Here is a 17,986-nt window from a genome sequence, read left to right on the forward strand (position 1 = left end):
CCTTGATCAGGCTGCGTTATTCTGCAGCAGGTGCTTCTTCGCCTTCAGCAGCATCTTCTGCGTCAGCAGAGATGTTCGGACGAGTGACGTTGACCACAGCGGTGTCGTGGTCGGCACCGTGGGACAGGGCAACGGACTCGGCGCCTTCCGGCAGAGCGATGTCGGACAGGTGCAGGGTGTGGCCAACTTCCAGCTTGGACACGTCCAGCTCCAGGTATTCCGGCAGGGCGGCCGGCAGGCAGCTGATTTCGACGTCAGTCGCCAGGACGTGCAGGACGCCGTCCTGGTCCTTGACACCGACACAGGCTTCCTGACCAGTGATGTGCAGCGGCACGTTCATGGTCAGTTTGTGGGTCGGATCGATGCGCAGGAAGTCGACGTGAGTCAGCAGCGGCTTGAACGGGTGACGCTGCAGGTCACGGATGACGACTTTCTCGGTCTTGCCCGCAACATTCAGGGTGATGATGGAGGAGTAGAACGCCTCATCGTCAACCGCCTTGTACAGGCTCGGCTTGTCGATCATGACCGGAGTCGGGGCCTGGTCGGCACCGTAGATGATGGCCGGCACGAAGTCGTTCGTACGACGCAGGCGGCGGCTCGCACCTTTCCCCAGGTCTTCACGAACTTCAGCATTCAGTTTGAACAGTTTCATTTTGCAGATACCTCAAGGGTCTAATGAGAATCCGGTAGCCCCCGCGACCAGAGCGCTACCGGATCCATGAGGCCGGCCCGGAGATTTCCGGGCCGGCCGCTTGTCGGCAGATGACGGATCATCTGCCGTTGTCAGTGCCTGTTCCACGAGCAGCGGCGAGCAGGGCCCGCCGACAGGACTCAGTGGAACATGGCGCTGACGGATTCTTCATTGCTGACGCGACGGATCGCCTCGGCGATCAGGCCAGCGACTGTCAGCTGGCGGATCTTGCCGGAACGACGCGCGGCGTCGGACAGCGGGATGGTGTCGGCAACCACCACTTCGTCGAGGACGGAGTTGGTGATGTTGTCGACCGCCGGGCCGGACAGGATCGCGTGGGACGCATAGGCCACGACGCGATTGGCGCCATGATCCTTGAGTGCCTCGCCCGCCTTGCACAGAGTGCCGGCGGTATCGATCATGTCATCGACCAGCACACAGGTGCGGTCCTTGATATCACCGATGATGTTCATCACCTGGGCCTGGTTGGCCTGGGGACGACGCTTGTCGATGATGGCCAGCTCGCAGTTGAGCTGCTTGGCGATGGCACGGGCACGTACCACGCCGCCCACATCCGGGGAGACGACGATCAGGTTGTCATAGTTCTGACGTTCGATGTCGTCGAGCAGGATCGGTGAGCCGTAGACGTTGTCCACCGGCACATCGAAGAAGCCCTGGATCTGATCGGCATGCAGGTCCATGGTCATGACGCGATTGACGCCAGCCTTGACCATCATGTCCGCGACCACCTTCGCCGAGATCGGCACGCGAGCAGAGCGCACGCGGCGGTCCTGACGGGCGTAACCGAAGTAGGGAACGACCGCAGTGATACGCGCCGCAGACGCACGACGCAACGCGTCCACCATCAGGATCAGCTCCATCAGGTTGTCGTTGGTCGGTGCGCAGGTGGACTGCATGATGAAGACGTCCTTGCCGCGGACGTTTTCGTTGATTTCTACCGCAATCTCGCCATCGCTGAACTGACCGACGGTTGCATGGCCCAGGCGGGTATCGAGGGCTTCAGCTACCTTGCGGGCGAGAGCGGGATTGGCATTCCCCGCGAATACCATCAGTTTTGACACGCGCAGCCACCTTTGGAGTCTTGTGGGATCTCGGGAGTGGAGAATTCCGGGTTGACCGGGAACGGCCAGGATTGGCTGGGGTACCAGGATTCGAACCTGGGAATGTCGGTACCAGAAACCGGTGCCTTACCACTTGGCGATACCCCAGCAACGTTCACTTCAACCAGTTGCTGTGCTCAGGCCGAAGCTAGAGCGGCATGTAGAGGGGAGATATTGCAACCGCGTGCCGAGAAGGCGTGCCACATCGGGCGCTCGAGTTCGAGTCGACCCAGCACCTCGCTGGCCTGTCGTGCGTCGTCAAACGCACAGAACACACAGGCGCCGGTGCCCGTCAGTCTGGCGGTGCCGAACTGGTCCAGCCAGTCCAGGGCGTCGGCGACTGCCGGGTACAAAGTGCGCACCACGACTTCACAGTCGTTGCGGCCCCCCTGCAGTGCGCGCGCCATACTAATCGCGAGGCTGGAACGTGTCAATTGCGGGTGGCCGAACACGGCGGGTGTCGCGACCTCGATTCCGGGGTGGATCACCACGAACCATGGGGTGTCCAGCGGGGCCGGCACCAGGCGTTCACCGATGCCTTCGGCCCAGGCGGCGAAGCCGCGCACGAAGACCGGCACATCCGCGCCAAGCGACAGGCCGAGCTCGGCAAGGGCATCTTCGCCAAGCTCGAGCCCCCAGAGTCTGTCCAGTGCCAGCAGGGTCGTGGCGGCGTCGCTGCTGCCGCCCCCCAGGCCGCCGCCCATCGGTAGCACCTTCTCGAGTCGGATATCGACCCCCGGCAGGGCGCCTGTACTCGCCACCTTGCCACGGGCGACTGCCGCTTCTCTCAGCAGGCGCGCGGCGCGCACGATCAGGTTGGCCTCTTCGGGTACGCCGTCAATGGCCGGCGAGAGGCGGATGGCCTCATCGTCGCGCAGCGTGAAGCTGAGGCTGTCGCCGTGCTCGAGAAACTGGAACAGCGTCTGCAGCTCGTGATAGCCATCGGCGCGCTGGCCCGTGATATGCAGCATGCGGTTTAGCTTGGCCGGTGCCGGCAGGGTGAGAGTCATGGTCGATGTGGATGCGGATGCAGCTGTCGTCATGGAAGAAGGAGAAGGTATCACGATCACAGCGCCTGCCACTGGTTGACGATCAGAGTGGCGGTGAGGTCGCCGTAGTAGAGCTTCATCTTGCGCGGCAGCCACAGGCCTTCGGCGCGGGTCCAGTCCTGATAGTCCACTTCCCAGCCATTCTGGTAGAGGGTGGTCGGGAAGCCCAGTTCATCTGTCTCGAGGTCATGCTCGCCAGCGGCCGGTACACCGCGCACCCAGTTGTCGAGGGCGCCGAGTGGCAATGACCAGCCCAGTTGCGCCAGCATCAGGCTCTCGGCATCCGGGGCCTCGAAGTCCCCCTCGGAGGAGGAGAGGCGCACGCCATCGGCGTCGCGGATCAGGGTCGTGCGCCCCGCGCCCAGCGGGCCGGTGATCAGCATGTGGTAGTCATCGCCGTCCTGCTGCCAGTCGAGGTTGGCGCTGTGGCCTTCCTCGGGAGTGCGAATGCCGACCTTGCCCGCCAGCTGCCAGTGGGTCAGGGCGGCAAGTTGTGCGTCCTGTTGCTGCCAGTCGCCATCGCTGCGCGTCAGGTCCCCGGCATTGTCGCTGGCCATCTGGCTGGCGCAGCCGCTGAGTACCAGGGTCATGGCCAGCAGGGCTGGCCCGAGCAGGCGGCGTGTCTGGCTCAGCAGGGAGAGTGGCAGGGGAGAAGTGATCATGACGCGAAAGCCTTCCGGATGGCGAGAAGATGAGTGGCGGTGAGTGAGACTCCACTCACTGACGGGTCAGGATAATGGACTCGCCAGTGGGCAGAAAGTGCCGGATGTCGTGGCAGTGCCCTTCAGGGGGCGTCGACGACCGGGCGCAGTTCGGGGATGTGCTGGAACAGGGCTTCGAGCTCGCTGGCTTCTTCGAAGCGCTCACTGAGTTCTATCGCCAGACCGCGGGCTTCATCCTCGCGGCCCAGCGCCCACAGCACCTCGATGAGATGAGCGCCGATCTCGGCATCCTGCTGCTGGGCCCAGGCGGCTTCCAGCGGTGCCAGCGCATTGTCGAGGTCGTCGGTCAGATAGCGCCCCCAGCCGAGGCTGTCCAGAATGGCCGCGTCGTCGGGCGACAGCGCGTGGGCGCGCTCGATCAAGGCCAGCGCTTCCTCGAGGCGGTCCGTCTCCACCAGCAGGGTGTAGCCGAGCGCGTTGTAGGCGCTGGCGTTGTCGGGTTCCAGTGCGATGACTTCCCGCAGGTCCTCTTCCATGCCGCCCAGCTGATCATCTTCCAGTCGGCGGATGCCGCGCAGGAACAGCAGGCTGCCCAGTTCGCTCTCCAGGGTGTTGCGCGTGTCGGCCTGCTGGGCGGCGCTGGCCTGCGCAAGCGCCTTGCGACGCGTGGTGATGCTGCTGCTCAGCAGTGCATCGGCCTCGGCATGCGCCTCCTGGGAGTCGAGCAGGTCGATCTCGAAGCTGAGCAGCGTCATGGCATGACGCGGATGACGCAGGCGTTCCACGGCCAGGAACTGGCGGGCCTCGTCCGTGCGCTCATGTTCGACCAGCAGCTGGGCGGCGCGGGCGCGGCTGGAGATGTAGCGTTCGCCGTCCGGCACCTGACGGTAGTAAAGGATGGCGTTGTCGACATCGCCGCTGGACTCGGCGGCCAGCCCCAGCAGGGCGTAGGCGGCGTCCGGTACCGGGTCTTCATCGAGCAGCGGCAGCAGCAGGCGATGGGCGTCCTCGGGCGAATCGGCATCAAGATAGAGACTGGCCAGCGCCAGGCGCAGACGTGGCGCATTGGGATGGCGGGAGATGAGACTGTCGATGCGCTCGCGTGCCGCGTCCAGATCGCCGCTGGCCAGTTCGGTCTGCGCGGCGCTCAGGATCAGACGGCTGTCATCGGGAGCGATCTCCAGGCCCTGGGCCACCGCGCGCCGCGCCGCCTCGAGACGCCCCGCGCTGCGTTCGATCTCGCTGCGCGCCAGCCAGAGCTCCGCCAACGTGGCGTGAGCACTTTCCAGACGCACCAGGCGTGCACGCGCCTGGGTCTCATTGCCCAGCGCTGCCTCGAACAGTGCCGCGGCAATCTCGGGCATCGGCTGCTCGGGATGCTGGGCGATATGCGTCTCCAGCATCGCCAGCAGGGGTTCGAGTTCGGCGCCGGCATCGATCGCCTGCTCGGCCAGGGTCGCCAGATTGCCATTGCCGCCACTGGTGGTGAGCATCAGGCGCTGCTCGAGCGCGGCCTGCCAGTCGCCTCGCTCGACCGCCAGGCGGGCGCGGATGATGCCGGGCTCGCTGGCAGACTCATCGAGTTGCTGCCAGCGTTCGGCGGCGCGCTCCAGCAGGGCCGGGTTATCGGCGAAACGGGCCGCGAGCACGGCGCGTCGCGCCAGTTCCGGGTCATCGAAGTGACGGCTGGCGGCCAGATAGCCATTGGCAGCGCGGGGATAGTCACCGCGCTGTCCGGCGAGTTCGGCGCCCAGCAGCTGGTTGAGGCTGTCGGCATCCAGGCCCTGCTGGATGGGCGGCGCCGTGGCCAGAGGGTCAGGCTGTGCCGACAGGGGCGCGGAGTCGCTCATCGACTGACAGCCGGTCATGCCCAGCAGTAGCCCGCCTACGACGCAGGACTTCCACCCGCCGCGCGGGCGACGGGGGGCATCAAGAGAGGCGAGAGCGTGCGGGGGGCTATGTTCTGCGGCAGTCGAAGCGTGCATGCAACCTCGCGTTTGTCAGTGGGAGCAGGATGAGAGAACGGGGGCGGTCGAGCCGTAGACCAGGTCATGCGCGCAGCATGGCGCTGACGATGGCGTCGTGTCTCGCAGCATAACGGCTGGCGGCGAGCGGGGATAGCGTTGGCGACGTGAGGAAGTGGCATGCCCCACCAGATGCCTCGTATGCCGAAAGATCCGTCGCGCGGGCTGATAGCGACAGCCTGCCAGCATCATGGAAAATCCTCATCGGCTGCGACGTGCTGCGGGGTCGCGCGGTACAGACGCTGTGGTAGAATGAGCGCGCTAATATTACGATCTCAGCCGCTTCGGCAGCCTCGTGTGCCTTTATGACAGCCGCCTTTGTCCCCATTGAGTCGACATGTGCAAAGGTGCCGAGCCTGCGCGGATTGCCTGCTGTCCTGGCCCTTGCCGCGCGGCAGGCCAGCACCGAGAGCCGCCTGACATTGACGCCGATTCCTGCCGGCCAGACCCTGACGACTGACTCCATGACCCTTCTTGCCCTTGGCATCAATCACCGCACCGCCGCCGTTGACGTGCGCGAGCGCGTTGCTTTCACGCCTGCGCAGCTCGATGCCGCGCTGGGCGAATTGAAGCGCCTGCCGGCGGTCTCCGAAGCGGCGGTGCTGTCGACCTGCAATCGTACCGAGCTCTACTGCGTGACCAGCGATGGCGCCAAGTCGGTGCTCGAGTGGCTGGGGCGCTTTCACCGCCTGCCGGTGGAGGAGCTGACACGTTGCAGCTATCAGCACCTGGGAGAAGAGGCGGTACGCCACCTGATCCGCGTCGCGGTGGGGCTGGACTCGATGGTGCTGGGCGAGCCGCAGATTCTGGGCCAGCTCAAGGACGCCTATCAGTTCGCGCGCAACTCGGTGGGCCTGGGCGGTGAGCTCGAGCAGCTCTTCCAGCATATCTTCCAGGTCGCCAAGCAGGTACGCACCGAGACCGGTATCGGCGAGAACCCCGTCTCGGTAGCCTACGCCGCCGTCAGCATGGCCAGCCACATCTTCGATGACTTCTCGCGGGCCAATGCCTTGTTGATCGGTGCCGGCGAGACCATCGAACTCGTCGCGCGTCATCTCAAGGAAGCGGGCATCGCCAACCTGTGCATCGCCAACCGCACCGTGTCGCGCGCCGAGCGTCTGGCTGATGAGCTGGGCGGGAGCGCCATCGGCCTGGAAGGCATCCCGCATGCCCTCGAGAATGCCGATATCGTGATAGCCTCCACCGCTTCCCAGCTGCCGATTCTCGGCAAGGGCATGGTGGAGCGCGCGCTCAAGAAGCGCCGCTACAAGCCGGTGTTCATGGTCGACATCGCCGTGCCGCGCGATATCGAGCCGCAGGTCGGTGACCTCGACGACGTCTTCCTCTATACCGTCGATGACCTGCAGGAAGTGATCGACGAGAATCGTCGCCACCGCGAGCTGGCTGCTGCCCAGGCAGAAGAGCTGATTCGCCAGGGTGTCAACGCCTGGCAGCACCTCAAGCGGGTGCGCAGTGGTGGCGAAGTCATCAAGCGCTACCGCAGCCATGGCGAGCAACTGCGCGCCGAATGCGAGGCGCAGGCGCTGGCGGAGCTCGATCAGGGACGCGACCCCCAGGAAGTGGTCGCGCAGCTGGCTCGCCAGCTGGCCAATCGCTTCATGCATCACCCGACGCTGGCACTGCGCCAGGCCTCGGGAGACGATCGCCAGGATATTCTTCAGACGGCCCAGACGCTTCTGCTCGCGCCGGCTGATTCATCACAGGACCCTTCATGAAAGACAGCCTCATCACCAAGCTCGACACCTTCCATGACCGCTTCGAGGAGATCTCCGCACTGTTGTCGGAGCCCGAAGTGATCGGGAACCAGGCCAGGTTCCGCGACCTGTCGCGGGAGTATGCCGAGCTTGAGCCATTGATCGAGGCATGGCGCCGCCATCGCGGCCTGAACGAAGACCGTGACGCCGCGCTGGCGATGGCGGAGGACAGTGACCCCGAGATGCGCGACATGGCGCGTGAGGAAGTCCGCGATACCGATGCCGCGCTTGAGGTGCTGGAAGCCGAGATCACCCAGCTGCTGATTCCGCGTGACCCGGATGATGGCGCCAACGTCTTCCTCGAGGTGCGCGCCGGCACGGGCGGTGACGAGGCGGCGCTGTTCGCCGGTGACCTGTTCAAGATGTACTCGCGCTACGCCGAGCTCAAGGGCTGGAAGGTCGAGACCGTCAGCGCCAGTCACGGCGAGCACGGCGGCTTCAAGGAAGTCATCGCCCGCGTCAAGGGCGAAGGCGTCTACTCGCGCCTCAAGTTCGAGTCCGGCGCGCACCGTGTGCAGCGCGTGCCTGCTACCGAATCCCAGGGGCGTATCCATACCTCGGCCTGCACCGTGGCGGTGATGCCCGAGGCCGATGAAGTCGGTGACGTCGACATCAATCCGGCCGACCTGCGCGTGGATACCTATCGCAGCTCCGGCGCCGGTGGTCAGCACGTCAACACCACGGATTCCGCGATTCGCATCACCCACCTGCCCACCGGCGTGGTGGTGGAGTGTCAGGACGAGCGCAGTCAGCACAAGAACCGCGCGCGCGCCATGTCACTGCTGGCGGCGCGTCTCAAGCAGGCCGCGGTGGACAGCCAGGCACAGGCCACCTCCGATGCGCGTCGCAAGCTGGTCGGCTCGGGCGATCGCTCCGAGCGCATCCGGACCTACAACTTCCCGCAGGGGCGTCTGACCGATCACCGCATCAACCTGACGCTCTACAAGCTCAATGAAGTGATCGCCGGCCAGCTGGACGAGGTGATCGAGCCGCTGGTGGTGGAATACCAGGCCGATCAGCTGACCGCATTGCAGGAGCAATAAGGTGAGAATCGATGTCACCCTGGCAGCCGCGACTGCCCGCCTGAGCGAGGCGGGCAGTGATTCCCCGCGTCTGGATGCCGAGTTGCTGCTGGGCGAGGTAATGGGGCGTGAGCGCACCTGGTTCTACACCTGGGGCGATCGTGATCTCGAGAGCGAGGCCGGCGCCGAGGGCGTGGCACGTTTCGAGGCGCTGCTGGCGCGTCGGGCCGAGGGCCATCCCGTGGCGCACCTGCTCGGGCGGCGTGAGTTCTATGGCCTGACGCTGGCCTGTTCACCGGCCACGTTGATTCCGCGCCCGGATACCGAGGTCATGGTGGAGTGCGCGCTGGAACTGGCCGAGGCCACCAGCGGCAAGTTGCTGGATCTCGGCACCGGCACCGGTGCCATCGCGCTGGCCTTTGCACGTCATCGCCCGCAGTGGCAGGTGCTGGGGGTCGATCTCATCGAGGAAGCCGTGCAGCTTGCGCGTGGCAATGCCGAGCGCCTGGCGATCGCCAATGCCGAATTCCGCCAAAGTGACTGGTTCAGTGCCGTCACCGAGACCGACTTCGCGCTGATCACTTCCAATCCTCCCTATCTGGCCGATGATGACCCGCATCTCGCGCTTGGCGATGTGCGCTTCGAACCACGCTCGGCGCTGGTCGCGGACAAGTCTGGACTGGCAGATTTCCTGCACCTGATCGCGACGGCACCGCAGCATCTGGCCGCAGGCGGTCATCTGATGCTTGAACATGGTCTTACCCAGGGCAGTGAAGTCCGCGAGGCACTGCGTGCCGGCGGCTTCGTCGACGTCGAGACCCTGGAAGACCTGGGCGGGCGCGAACGCATCACGCTGGGCAAGCTGGCCTGATGCTCGCCGGGCACCGTGTAGCGCTGCTCATCTAGCGGTGCCCGTGCATGATCCACGCTGATAACCTGCGCTTGGCACTCCCGTAGTGCATTCCACCGTTTTTAGTGAAGTCTGCGTGGAATCCTCGTCACAGTACCGCCAGTGAAGGCGTATCCCCTGTTGGCCGGGTATGATAGTAATGAACCTGCATGATTGGCATGGTCATCTGATAACCCCCTTGTTATCCGACGGCCTGACTGCACGGAAGCCAGGAGCACGGATGATCCTGCTGCAAGTCACCCTGCTGGGAAAACTATTACAATGAAAGCAAAATCACGCTCTCTGGACCGCATCGACCTCAAGATTCTGCGTTGCCTGCAAGAGAATGCCCGCATCTCCTATGTCGACCTCGCCTCGGAAGTCGGCCTTTCCACCACGCCGTGCCTGGAGCGCGTCAAACGCCTCGAGCGTGCCGGCGTCATCCGCGGTTACAAGGCGGTGCTCGACCCCAAGGCGCTCAAGGCCAATCTGCTGGTCTTCGTCGAGATCAGTCTCGAGACGCAGTCGCCGTCGGTGTTCGATGAATTCCGCCGCGCCGTCTCCAAGCTGCCGCAGATCCAGGAATGTCATCTGGTCTCCGGTCAGTTCGACTACATCCTCAAGTGCCGGATTCCGGAAATGTCCGCCTATCGTCAGCTGCTCGGCGATGTGGTGCTGACGCTGCCCGGTGTCAAGGAATCCAAGAGCTATGTGGTGATGGAAGAGGTCAAGGAGCAGTTCTCGCTGCATGTGCCCGATATCGAGGAGCTGGATGCCAAGTAGTGGCAAGCCCTGTTGTTGTTAGACAGGGCTCGTGACTCCTCACTTCATTCATCGATAGGCGGCTTCTTTCCCATGCAAGATTCTCAATTGCTGCGCTACTCGCGCCAGATCCTGCTCCCTCAGGTCGACATCGCCGGGCAGCAGCGCCTGTTGGCGGCGCGGGTTCTGGTGATCGGGGCGGGTGGTCTGGGCTGCCCGGCAGCGCTCTATCTGGCAGCCGCGGGCATCGGCACCCTGGTGGTGGCCGATGATGACCACGTCGAGCTGTCCAATCTGCAGCGCCAGATCGCCCATGGTGACGCCGACATCGATCAGCCCAAGGCGAAATCACTCGCTTCCTCGCTGTTGGCGATCAACCCCGATACCGAGGTGATCGCGTTGTCGGAGCGTCTCGAGGGTGAGGTACTGGCCGAGCAGGTCGCGGCGGCAGATGTGGTGCTTGATTGCACGGATCGCTTCAGTTCGCGTTTCCCGATCAATGCCGCCTGCGTGGCAGCGGGCACCCCGCTGGTGTCCGGTGCTGCCATTCGTTTTTCCGGCCAGCTGGCGGTGTTTGATCGCCGCGAGCCACAGGCGCCGTGTTATGGCTGCCTGTATCCGCCGGATGAGCTGGGCGATGAAGAGCTGACCTGCGCCGAGAGCGGTGTCATCGCGCCGCTGGTCGGCATCATCGGTGCCTTCCAAGCGCTGGAAGCGCTCAAGCTGATCAGCGGTGCCGGCAGCGTGCATCGCGGCCTGGCGACCTTCGATGGTCTGACCGGTGAGTGGCGACGCATGGGCCTCAAGCGCGACCCCGGCTGTCAGGTGTGTAGTCAGACGCCATGAGGTAGCCGGGCAAATCGTCGGTATCTCTCCAAGTCAGTCTGTCCCCGAGTCTGTATGTCTCCAGGACAGCATGTCATCAAAAAGCCCCGCAGCCTTTCTGGCTGGCGGGGCTTTTTTGTCGCATGTCGTGGTGGGACGGTCGGCGCTGCGCATGCCGCGCGTGCGCACCACCTGGGTGCGCCATTACCATGAGGTGTTGAAGATTTCTCCCATTCAGCGCAATCAATATGCAGCATTCCGGCGAAACGTGTGGTAAATATCGCAAATATTCCAGTGGATGGTGAATAAACTCAACAATAGCGGATGAGGGGGTGCATGGGCGGCTTCAGATCAGGCACGCAGAGCGAGAGTACTGGCTCGTATTCCTACTACCAGGCCAGCCAGCGTGTGACGCTTGCCCCATGCCCGCCTCTTGCAGGTGAGCAGCGTGCCGATGTCTGCGTGATCGGCGGCGGTGTCACGGGCTGCTCCGCTGCGCTGCATCTGGCCGAGCGTGGCTACTCGGTCATTCTGCTGGAAGCGCAGTCCATCGGTTTCGGAGCCTCCGGGCGCAGTGGCGGGCAGATCCTGCCGGGGCTCGGCACCGATATCGCGACCGTCGAGAAGGCGCTGGGACGCGAGCAGGCACGCGCCATCTGGGAGATGAGCCGCGAGTCCGTGCGTCTGACCGCCGAGCTGGTCGCCAGGCATCGGATTCCCTGCGATTTCACCCAGGGCTACCTGCATGCCGCAGTCAAGCCGCGTCATGTACGCGAACTGCAGGAATTCCAGGCGCGCATGGCACGCGATTACGACTATCACGCGCTGCAGTGGCTGCAGGGCGATGCGCTGCGCGAGCGGGTCGTCACCGATGCCTACCCGGGCGCGTTGCATGATGGCGAGGGCGGTCACCTACATCCGCTCAACTACACCCTCGGACTGGCACGAGCTGCCCAGCAGGCCGGCGCCACGCTCTGCGAGCAGAGTCGGGTGCGTCAGCTCGACCACGGCCAGAGCGGCGATACAGTCGGTGGTACGTCACGGCGTGCCCGTATCCATACCGAGCATGGCTGCGTGAGCGCCGAATTCGTGGTCGTGGCCACCAATGCCTACCTCAATGGCCTCGTCGCCTCGCTGGAAGAGCGCATCATGCGCGTCGCCAATTACATCGTCGCCACCGAACCGCTCAGCGAGGCTCAGGTTGCGCAGGTCCTGCCCCGGGATGACGCGCTTTCCGATGCCAACTTCGTGCTCGACTACTACAGTCTCTCTGCCGACAGACGCCTGTTGTATGGCGGTGAGGTGAGCTATACCGGTCAGGAGCCGCATGGCCTCAAGGCGCGCATGGACAGCAAGATTCGTCGCCTGTTTCCGGTGCTCGATGGCGTGGCGATCGATTACCGCTGGGGCGGTGACGTGGCCATCACCATGAATCGCGCACCCGACTTCGGGCGTCTCGCGCCGAATGTCTATTACGCCCAGGGCTACTCGGGACATGGCATGTCGCTTGCAGGACTGGCGGGCAAGCTGGTCGCCGAGACGATCGCCGGCCAGGCGGAACGTTTCGATATCTTTGCCGCCATGCCGCATCGCCCCTTCGTGGGTGGGCGCTGGCTGCGAACCCCTCTGCTGGTCCTGGCGACCAGCTTCTACACGTTGCGTGATCGGCTCTAGGCCGAGGCCATGATGAAGGTGCTGCACATTTGACACTGTTGAACCCCCCGACAGCCCAAGTGCTGGAAACGACTGGTGAGTAATCGCAAGGGAGGCGCGATGAGCGCGGTGGATGGCAAGGACGCTGGTACACCTGAGCAGCTTGCGACGGCAAAGCCTGTCGCTGTGCGGGCGCCTGGCGGTACGCACGCCAGCGAGAACGTCAGTGAGCATGGCGGTGAGAGCCACGGCGCGAATGCGGATCATCCCGCGCTGACGCGACGCGCGGCGTCCTCCATTCAGCTCAAGGGGCTGCACAAACGCTTCGGCAATGAGGTGGCGGCTCTGGACGGCGTGGATCTGAGCATCCAACCCGGCGAGTTCTTTACGCTGCTGGGCCCTTCGGGCTGTGGCAAGACGACACTGTTGCGGATTCTGGCCGGTCTCGAGGCGCTGGATGAAGGTCAGGTGGTGATCGGCGGACGGGACGTCACCGAAGTACCGCCGCATCAGCGGAGCGTCAACACTGTCTTCCAGTCCTATGCGCTGTTCCCGCATCTCTCGGTGCGCGACAACCTGGCGTTCGGCCTGAAGATGCGTGGCGTCGCTGCCGGGGAGCGCGAGGCCAGGGTTGCCGAGATGGCGGAGTTCATCAAGCTGGGTAACCTGATCGATCGTCGTGTCGACCAGCTCTCCGGTGGTCAGCGTCAGCGTATCGCGCTGGCGCGGGCGCTGGTCTGCGAGCCGGATGTGCTGCTGCTGGATGAGCCGCTGTCGGCACTGGATGCCGGCCTGCGCAGCCAGATCCAGATCGAGCTGCTGCGTCTGCAGAAGCGCCTCGGCATGACCTTCGTCTTCGTCACCCATGATCAGCAGGAAGCGATGGTGATGTCGGATCGCATTGCGGTGCTCGACAGCGGCAGCCTCCAGCAGGTGGGCTCGCCGCGTGAGATCTACGAGCGTCCAGCCAATGCCTTCGTAGCGCGTTTCATGGGGCATGCCAATCTGTTCGACGTCACGGCTCGCGATGACAGCCGCAGTGATGCCATCCGACTGACCACGCCGCTGGGCGTACTGACCGCACAGGCACCGGGCGCTGGCAGCCTGCTGCTGCTGCGCCCCGAGACGCTGGACCTGCGCCGGCGTCCCGCCAGCGAGTTCGAGCGTCACGACGTACTGGAGAATCACTTGCCGGGCCGAGTGCAGGAGCGACTCTACCGCGGCAGCCACGCCGAATATCGCGTCGAGGTGGCGGGTGTCAGCGTGCAGGTGGTGGTCAACAACCGGGGGGGGCAGCTGCCGGACGTCGGTGACCAGGTCGATGTGGTGGTCGCCGCGCAAGATCTGATCACGCTGGGGGAATGACAATGGCCTATCACGCAACCCTGGCCACTGCGCGCAGCCGCGCGGTGGTCGCCGAGTCACGCCACCTGTTGCTGACGGTCGCGCCCGGTGCACTGTGGATCATCGTCTTTCTGGTGCTGCCCAGTCTCTATCTGATGAGCGTGGCCTTCATGACCAACGGCCCCTATGGGCTGCCGGAAATGCCGTTGTCATTGACCTCGTTCACGCAGCTGGCCGGACAGGGCTTTCTCGGCTGGAGTCCGGGCAACCTGATGACGTTGGGGCGCTCGCTGTGGCAGACCGTGCTTTCCACCGTGCTGGTGGTGCTGGTGGCCTACCCGATCGCCTATTACATCTCGCAGTCAGACCAGCGCTGGCGGCCGATCATGCTGCTCGCGGTAGTCGTACCGTCCTGGACCAATCAGGTCATTCGCACCTTTGGCTGGATGAATCTGCTGGCACCGGGCACGCCACTGGCGGAGCTGGCGGAAGCCATGGGCATGATCGCGCCCAACATGGGGCTCTATCCGTCCAATTTCGCGGTCACCCTGGGGCTGGTCTACAACTTCCTGCCGTTCATGGTACTGCCGCTGTACGCCGCCTTCGAGAAGTTGAACCTCTCGCTGGTGGAGGCGGCGCAGGACCTCTACGCCTCGCCGCTCAAGGCCTTCTGGTACGCGGTCTTTCCCCAGACGCTGCCGGGGCTGTTGGCGGGTGTCGTGCTGGTGGCGATTCCAGCCTTCGGCATGTACGTGATTCCAGAGCTGCTGGGCGGCGGCAAGGGCATGATGCTGGGCAATCTGGTCGCCAATCAGTTCGCTGGCAGCGCCAATTGGCCACTGGGAGCGGCGGGCGCGATCCTGATGCTGATCGCGACCTTCATCGGTCTCTACGCCATGCGCCGTATCGGCAAGCGGCTGGGCGGCGGTGAAGAGGTGGTGATATGAAGCGCGGGCGCTTTCACAAGGGATTGCGGGGCTTCTGGTGGCTGACGCTCGGTTTTCTGTATCTGCCGCTGATCGTGGTGATGCTGTTCTCCTTCAATGCCTCCAACAGTGCTGCCAGCTTCACGGGTGTGTCGCTGCGCTGGTATCGGCGTCTGCTGGGCAATGACGCGATTCTGTCGGCGCTGGGCAATTCGCTGCTGCTGGCAGTGGTGTCGTCATTGCTGGCGCTGATGATCGGCACGCTGATCGGGTATGGCATGTATCGCCACCGTCATCGCAAGCTGGGCTGGCTGATCGTGCTGATCTATCTGCCCATCGTGCTGCCGGACATCGTGTTCGGGATCTCGGAAATGACTTTCTTCGTCAAGATCAATGAGTTGACCGGTCTGCTGTCGCCGGGGCTGGCCACCATGACCATCGCACATGTCACCTTCCAGGTGCCGTTCGTGGCGTTGATCGTCTACTCGCGCTTCGTCGGGCTGGACCCGACGCTGTTCGAGGCGGCCAAGGACCTCTACGCGACACCGCGCCAGCGCGTGCAGTTCTTCATGTTGCCGACACTCAAGCCAGCATTGATCTCGGGCTTCCTGCTGTCCTTCACGCTGTCGCTGGACGATTTCGTGATCAGTTTCTTTACCGCCGGACCGGAGAGCGCCACCTTGCCCATCTACATCTGGAGCGCGATACGCAAGGGCGTGACACCGGAAATCAATGCCATCGCCACACTGATGATGGCGGCGGTCGCCCTGGCGGCGCTCATGAGTCTGGTACTGACGCGACGGCGCGCGGCGTCGTGAGCATACGCAATATCCACAGGCGGTCTGACACTGCTGTCCTTGCCGGCGTCGGGTCGGCGCACCCATCACCCATCACTTCTCAAGCACGTTGAGCGGAGCATCAAAATGACAAACAACACGCTGCGTTTCGCTGTTGCCATCGGCAGTCTACTGTTGGCAGGTGCCGTCCAGGCCGAAGACAAGAAGCTGTATCTCTTCAACTGGACCCAGTACATGGACCCGGACATCATCACCGCCTTCGAGGAGAAGTACGGGGTGGAGGTGGTCGAGAACTACTACAACTCGCTGCCGGAAATGCTGGCCAAGCTCAACGCGGGCGGCGTCTCCCAGTACGACATCATCGTGCCGTCCAATTACTACGTGCCACGTCTCATCGAGACTGGCCTGGTGCAGAAGATCGACAAGGCCAAGGTGCCGAATCTGGCCAATGTTGCCGAACAGTTCAGTGACCCGAGCTTCGATCCCGGAGCCGAATATACCGCACCTTATCAGTGGGGCGTGACAGGGCTGGTCTACAACGCCAGTACCTTCAAGGATGCGCCCAAGAGCTGGTCGGTACTGTTCGATCCTGAGGTCAATGGTGCCTGGCCGTTCAGCTTGATGGGAGATGGTCAGGTCAGCATGGGCACCGCCTGTGCCTATCTGGGGCACGGCTATGACTGTACGGATCTCGACGACTGGCGCGAGGCGGCCAAGCTGCTGATCGAGACCAAGCATCGCGACAACTTCAGCGGCTTCTCCGATGGCACGCCGGCACTTCAGCAGCTGGCGCGCAAGGTCACGCACGGCGCGCTGTCCTACAACGGCGATTACCTCTTCTATCTGGATGAGAACCCGGAATCCTTCGCTGACATCAAGTTCGTCATCCCCGAGGAAGGGGCCGAGAAGTGGGTCGATTCAATGATGATCCCGGCCAAGGCACCGCATCCTGAGCTGGCGAATGCCTTCATCAACTTCATTCTCGATGCCAAGGTCGGTGCACAGCTTTCCAACTACAACTATTACGCCAGCCCCAACGCCGCGGCGTCCCCGTATCTGGATGAGGTGCTGACCCAGCCGCCGATCCAGCCCTCCGAAGAGGACATGAAGCGACTGCGCTTCTCGCCGAGCCTCTCCGGTCAGCAGTTGCAGGTCTTCCAGCAGCTGTGGTCGGAAGTGCAGTCCCGCTGAGGCGACGCGTCACGCCTGTCAGTGGCATGACAGGCGTGATCTCGAGATCCGTGCGAAGCGCTGCAGAGGGCTTGCCGGACCGGGTACCTGACGTGATTTCGCCAGATGTGCATCCACGCATGGAGCATCGTGATGACAGACAACAAGCTGCGCTTCGCCATGGCCATCAGTGGTCTGCTGATGGCTGGCGTCGTCCAGGCCGAAGACAGGAAGCTGTATCTCTTCAACTGGACCCAGTACATGGACCCGGACATCATCACCGCCTTCGAGGAGAAGTTCGGCGTGGAGGTGGTCGAGAACTACTACAACTCGCAGCCGGAAATGGTCGCCAAGCTGAATGCCGGGGGCGTCTCCCAGTACGACATCATCGTGCCCTCCAGTTACTACGTACCGCGGCTGATCGAGATGGGCCTGGTGCAGAAGATCGACAAGGACAAGGTACCGAATCTGGCCAATCTCGCCGAGCAGTTCCGTGATCCGGTGCTGGGCGAAGGACTGGATTATGCCGCGCCCTATCAATGGGGTGTCACGGGGCTGGTCTACAACGCCAGTACCTTCAAGGAGGCCCCGAAGAGCTGGTCCATATTGTTTGATCCTGCCGTCAATGATGCTTACCCCTTCGGCATGATGACCGGCGGACAAGTCAGCATGGGCATCGCCTGTGCCTATCTCGGCCACGGCTATGACTGTACCGATCTCGATGACTGGCGCGAGGCGGCCAGGCTGCTGATCGAGACCAAGCATCGTGGCAACTTCAGTGGCTTCTCCGATGGCACGCCCGCACTGCAGCAGCTGGCGCGCAAGGTCACGCATGCCGGGCTCTCCTTCAATGGCGATTATCTGTTCTATCGTGAGGAAAACCCGGAGTCCTTCGCTGACATCAAGTTCGTCATCCCCGAGGAGGGCACCGAGAAGTGGGTGGATTCGATGATGATTCCGGCCAGGGCGCCACACCCCGAGCTGGCGAATGCCTTCATCAATTTCATTCTCGATGCCAGGGTCGGTGCACAGCTCTCCAACTACAACTACTACGCCAGTCCCAATGCCGCCGCGGTACCGTATCTGGATGAGGTACTGACTCGGCCGCCGATTCAGCCCTCCGAAGAGGACATGGCGCGACTGCGTTTCTCTCCGAGTCTCTCCGGCGAGCAGCTGCAGATCTTCCAGCAGTTGTGGTCCGAGGTGCAGGCACGCTGAGCGCTGGCATTAGGGTCTATCGAAGCAGGCTGTCGAGTGCATGGCCTGCCCTGTAGCG

The 17,986-nt window shown here is 63.5% G+C and carries 16 protein-coding genes and 1 tRNA gene; 11 read left to right on the top strand and 6 right to left on the bottom strand.

Annotated features, from left to right (window positions below):
- Window positions 1-16: 16 nt before the first annotated feature.
- The 6 genes from CDPAHKCJ_RS06410 to CDPAHKCJ_RS06435 form a co-directional block, all read right to left on the bottom strand.
- Window positions 17-652, bottom strand: coding sequence for a 50S ribosomal protein L25/general stress protein Ctc (locus CDPAHKCJ_RS06410; protein WP_166019139.1), 636 nt, complete (start codon window positions 650-652; stop codon window positions 17-19).
- A 179-nt stretch (window positions 653-831) separates the two neighbouring features.
- Complete coding sequence (locus CDPAHKCJ_RS06415; RefSeq protein WP_172978614.1) at window positions 832-1,773, bottom strand: ribose-phosphate pyrophosphokinase; 942 nt, start codon at window positions 1,771-1,773, stop codon at window positions 832-834.
- A gap of 72 nt (window positions 1,774-1,845) precedes the next feature.
- Window positions 1,846-1,920, bottom strand: a tRNA-Gln gene (locus CDPAHKCJ_RS06420).
- A 29-nt stretch (window positions 1,921-1,949) separates the two neighbouring features.
- Window positions 1,950-2,822, bottom strand: coding sequence for a 4-(cytidine 5'-diphospho)-2-C-methyl-D-erythritol kinase (ispE, locus tag CDPAHKCJ_RS06425; protein ID WP_166019140.1), 873 nt, complete (start codon window positions 2,820-2,822; stop codon window positions 1,950-1,952).
- Window positions 2,823-2,878: 56 nt separating this feature from the next.
- The gene (lolB, locus tag CDPAHKCJ_RS06430) at window positions 2,879-3,523 is read right to left on the bottom strand and encodes a lipoprotein insertase outer membrane protein LolB (RefSeq protein WP_166019141.1); all 645 of its coding nucleotides are present in this window, start codon (window positions 3,521-3,523) and stop codon (window positions 2,879-2,881) included.
- 122 nt (window positions 3,524-3,645) lie between these two features.
- On the bottom strand, window positions 3,646-5,373 hold the full coding sequence (locus CDPAHKCJ_RS06435; RefSeq protein ID WP_166019142.1) for a DUF6584 family protein: 1,728 nt from the start codon (window positions 5,371-5,373) through the stop codon (window positions 3,646-3,648).
- 638 nt (window positions 5,374-6,011) lie between these two features.
- Here CDPAHKCJ_RS06435 and hemA point away from each other — a divergent pair.
- From hemA to CDPAHKCJ_RS06490, 11 genes are all read left to right on the top strand, one after another.
- Window positions 6,012-7,283 (top strand): glutamyl-tRNA reductase, encoded by a 1,272-nt coding sequence (gene hemA / locus CDPAHKCJ_RS06440; protein WP_166019143.1) that lies wholly within the window; start codon window positions 6,012-6,014, stop codon window positions 7,281-7,283.
- Window positions 7,280-8,365, top strand: a complete 1,086-nt coding sequence (gene prfA, locus CDPAHKCJ_RS06445) for a peptide chain release factor 1 (protein WP_166019144.1) — start codon at window positions 7,280-7,282, stop codon at window positions 8,363-8,365. Before hemA ends, prfA begins: the two co-directional genes overlap by 4 nt.
- A gap of 1 nt (window position 8,366) precedes the next feature.
- Complete coding sequence (gene prmC, locus CDPAHKCJ_RS06450; protein WP_166019145.1) at window positions 8,367-9,215, top strand: peptide chain release factor N(5)-glutamine methyltransferase; 849 nt, start codon at window positions 8,367-8,369, stop codon at window positions 9,213-9,215.
- A gap of 300 nt (window positions 9,216-9,515) precedes the next feature.
- Window positions 9,516-10,016, top strand: a complete 501-nt coding sequence (locus CDPAHKCJ_RS06455) for an Lrp/AsnC ligand binding domain-containing protein (protein ID WP_043335877.1) — start codon at window positions 9,516-9,518, stop codon at window positions 10,014-10,016.
- Window positions 10,017-10,088: 72 nt separating this feature from the next.
- Complete coding sequence (gene moeB / locus CDPAHKCJ_RS06460; RefSeq protein ID WP_166019146.1) at window positions 10,089-10,841, top strand: molybdopterin-synthase adenylyltransferase MoeB; 753 nt, start codon at window positions 10,089-10,091, stop codon at window positions 10,839-10,841.
- 315 nt (window positions 10,842-11,156) lie between these two features.
- On the top strand, window positions 11,157-12,494 hold the full coding sequence (locus tag CDPAHKCJ_RS06465) for an FAD-binding oxidoreductase (RefSeq protein WP_166019147.1): 1,338 nt from the start codon (window positions 11,157-11,159) through the stop codon (window positions 12,492-12,494).
- A 75-nt stretch (window positions 12,495-12,569) separates the two neighbouring features.
- The gene (locus CDPAHKCJ_RS06470) at window positions 12,570-13,838 is read left to right on the top strand and encodes an ABC transporter ATP-binding protein (RefSeq protein WP_346773902.1); all 1,269 of its coding nucleotides are present in this window, start codon (window positions 12,570-12,572) and stop codon (window positions 13,836-13,838) included.
- Window positions 13,839-13,840: 2 nt separating this feature from the next.
- Window positions 13,841-14,764, top strand: coding sequence for an ABC transporter permease (locus CDPAHKCJ_RS06475; RefSeq protein WP_166019148.1), 924 nt, complete (start codon window positions 13,841-13,843; stop codon window positions 14,762-14,764).
- On the top strand, window positions 14,761-15,561 hold the full coding sequence (locus CDPAHKCJ_RS06480) for an ABC transporter permease (RefSeq protein WP_166019149.1): 801 nt from the start codon (window positions 14,761-14,763) through the stop codon (window positions 15,559-15,561). The genes CDPAHKCJ_RS06475 and CDPAHKCJ_RS06480 overlap by 4 nt, the downstream gene beginning before the upstream one ends.
- Window positions 15,562-15,666: 105 nt before the next feature.
- Complete coding sequence (locus CDPAHKCJ_RS06485) at window positions 15,667-16,731, top strand: spermidine/putrescine ABC transporter substrate-binding protein (protein WP_166019150.1); 1,065 nt, start codon at window positions 15,667-15,669, stop codon at window positions 16,729-16,731.
- Window positions 16,732-16,863: 132 nt separating this feature from the next.
- Complete coding sequence (locus tag CDPAHKCJ_RS06490; RefSeq protein ID WP_166019151.1) at window positions 16,864-17,928, top strand: spermidine/putrescine ABC transporter substrate-binding protein; 1,065 nt, start codon at window positions 16,864-16,866, stop codon at window positions 17,926-17,928.
- Window positions 17,929-17,986 lie beyond the last annotated feature (58 nt).

The organism is Cobetia sp. MB87, assembly GCF_011319755.1.
GTDB lineage: Bacteria > Pseudomonadota > Gammaproteobacteria > Pseudomonadales > Halomonadaceae > Cobetia.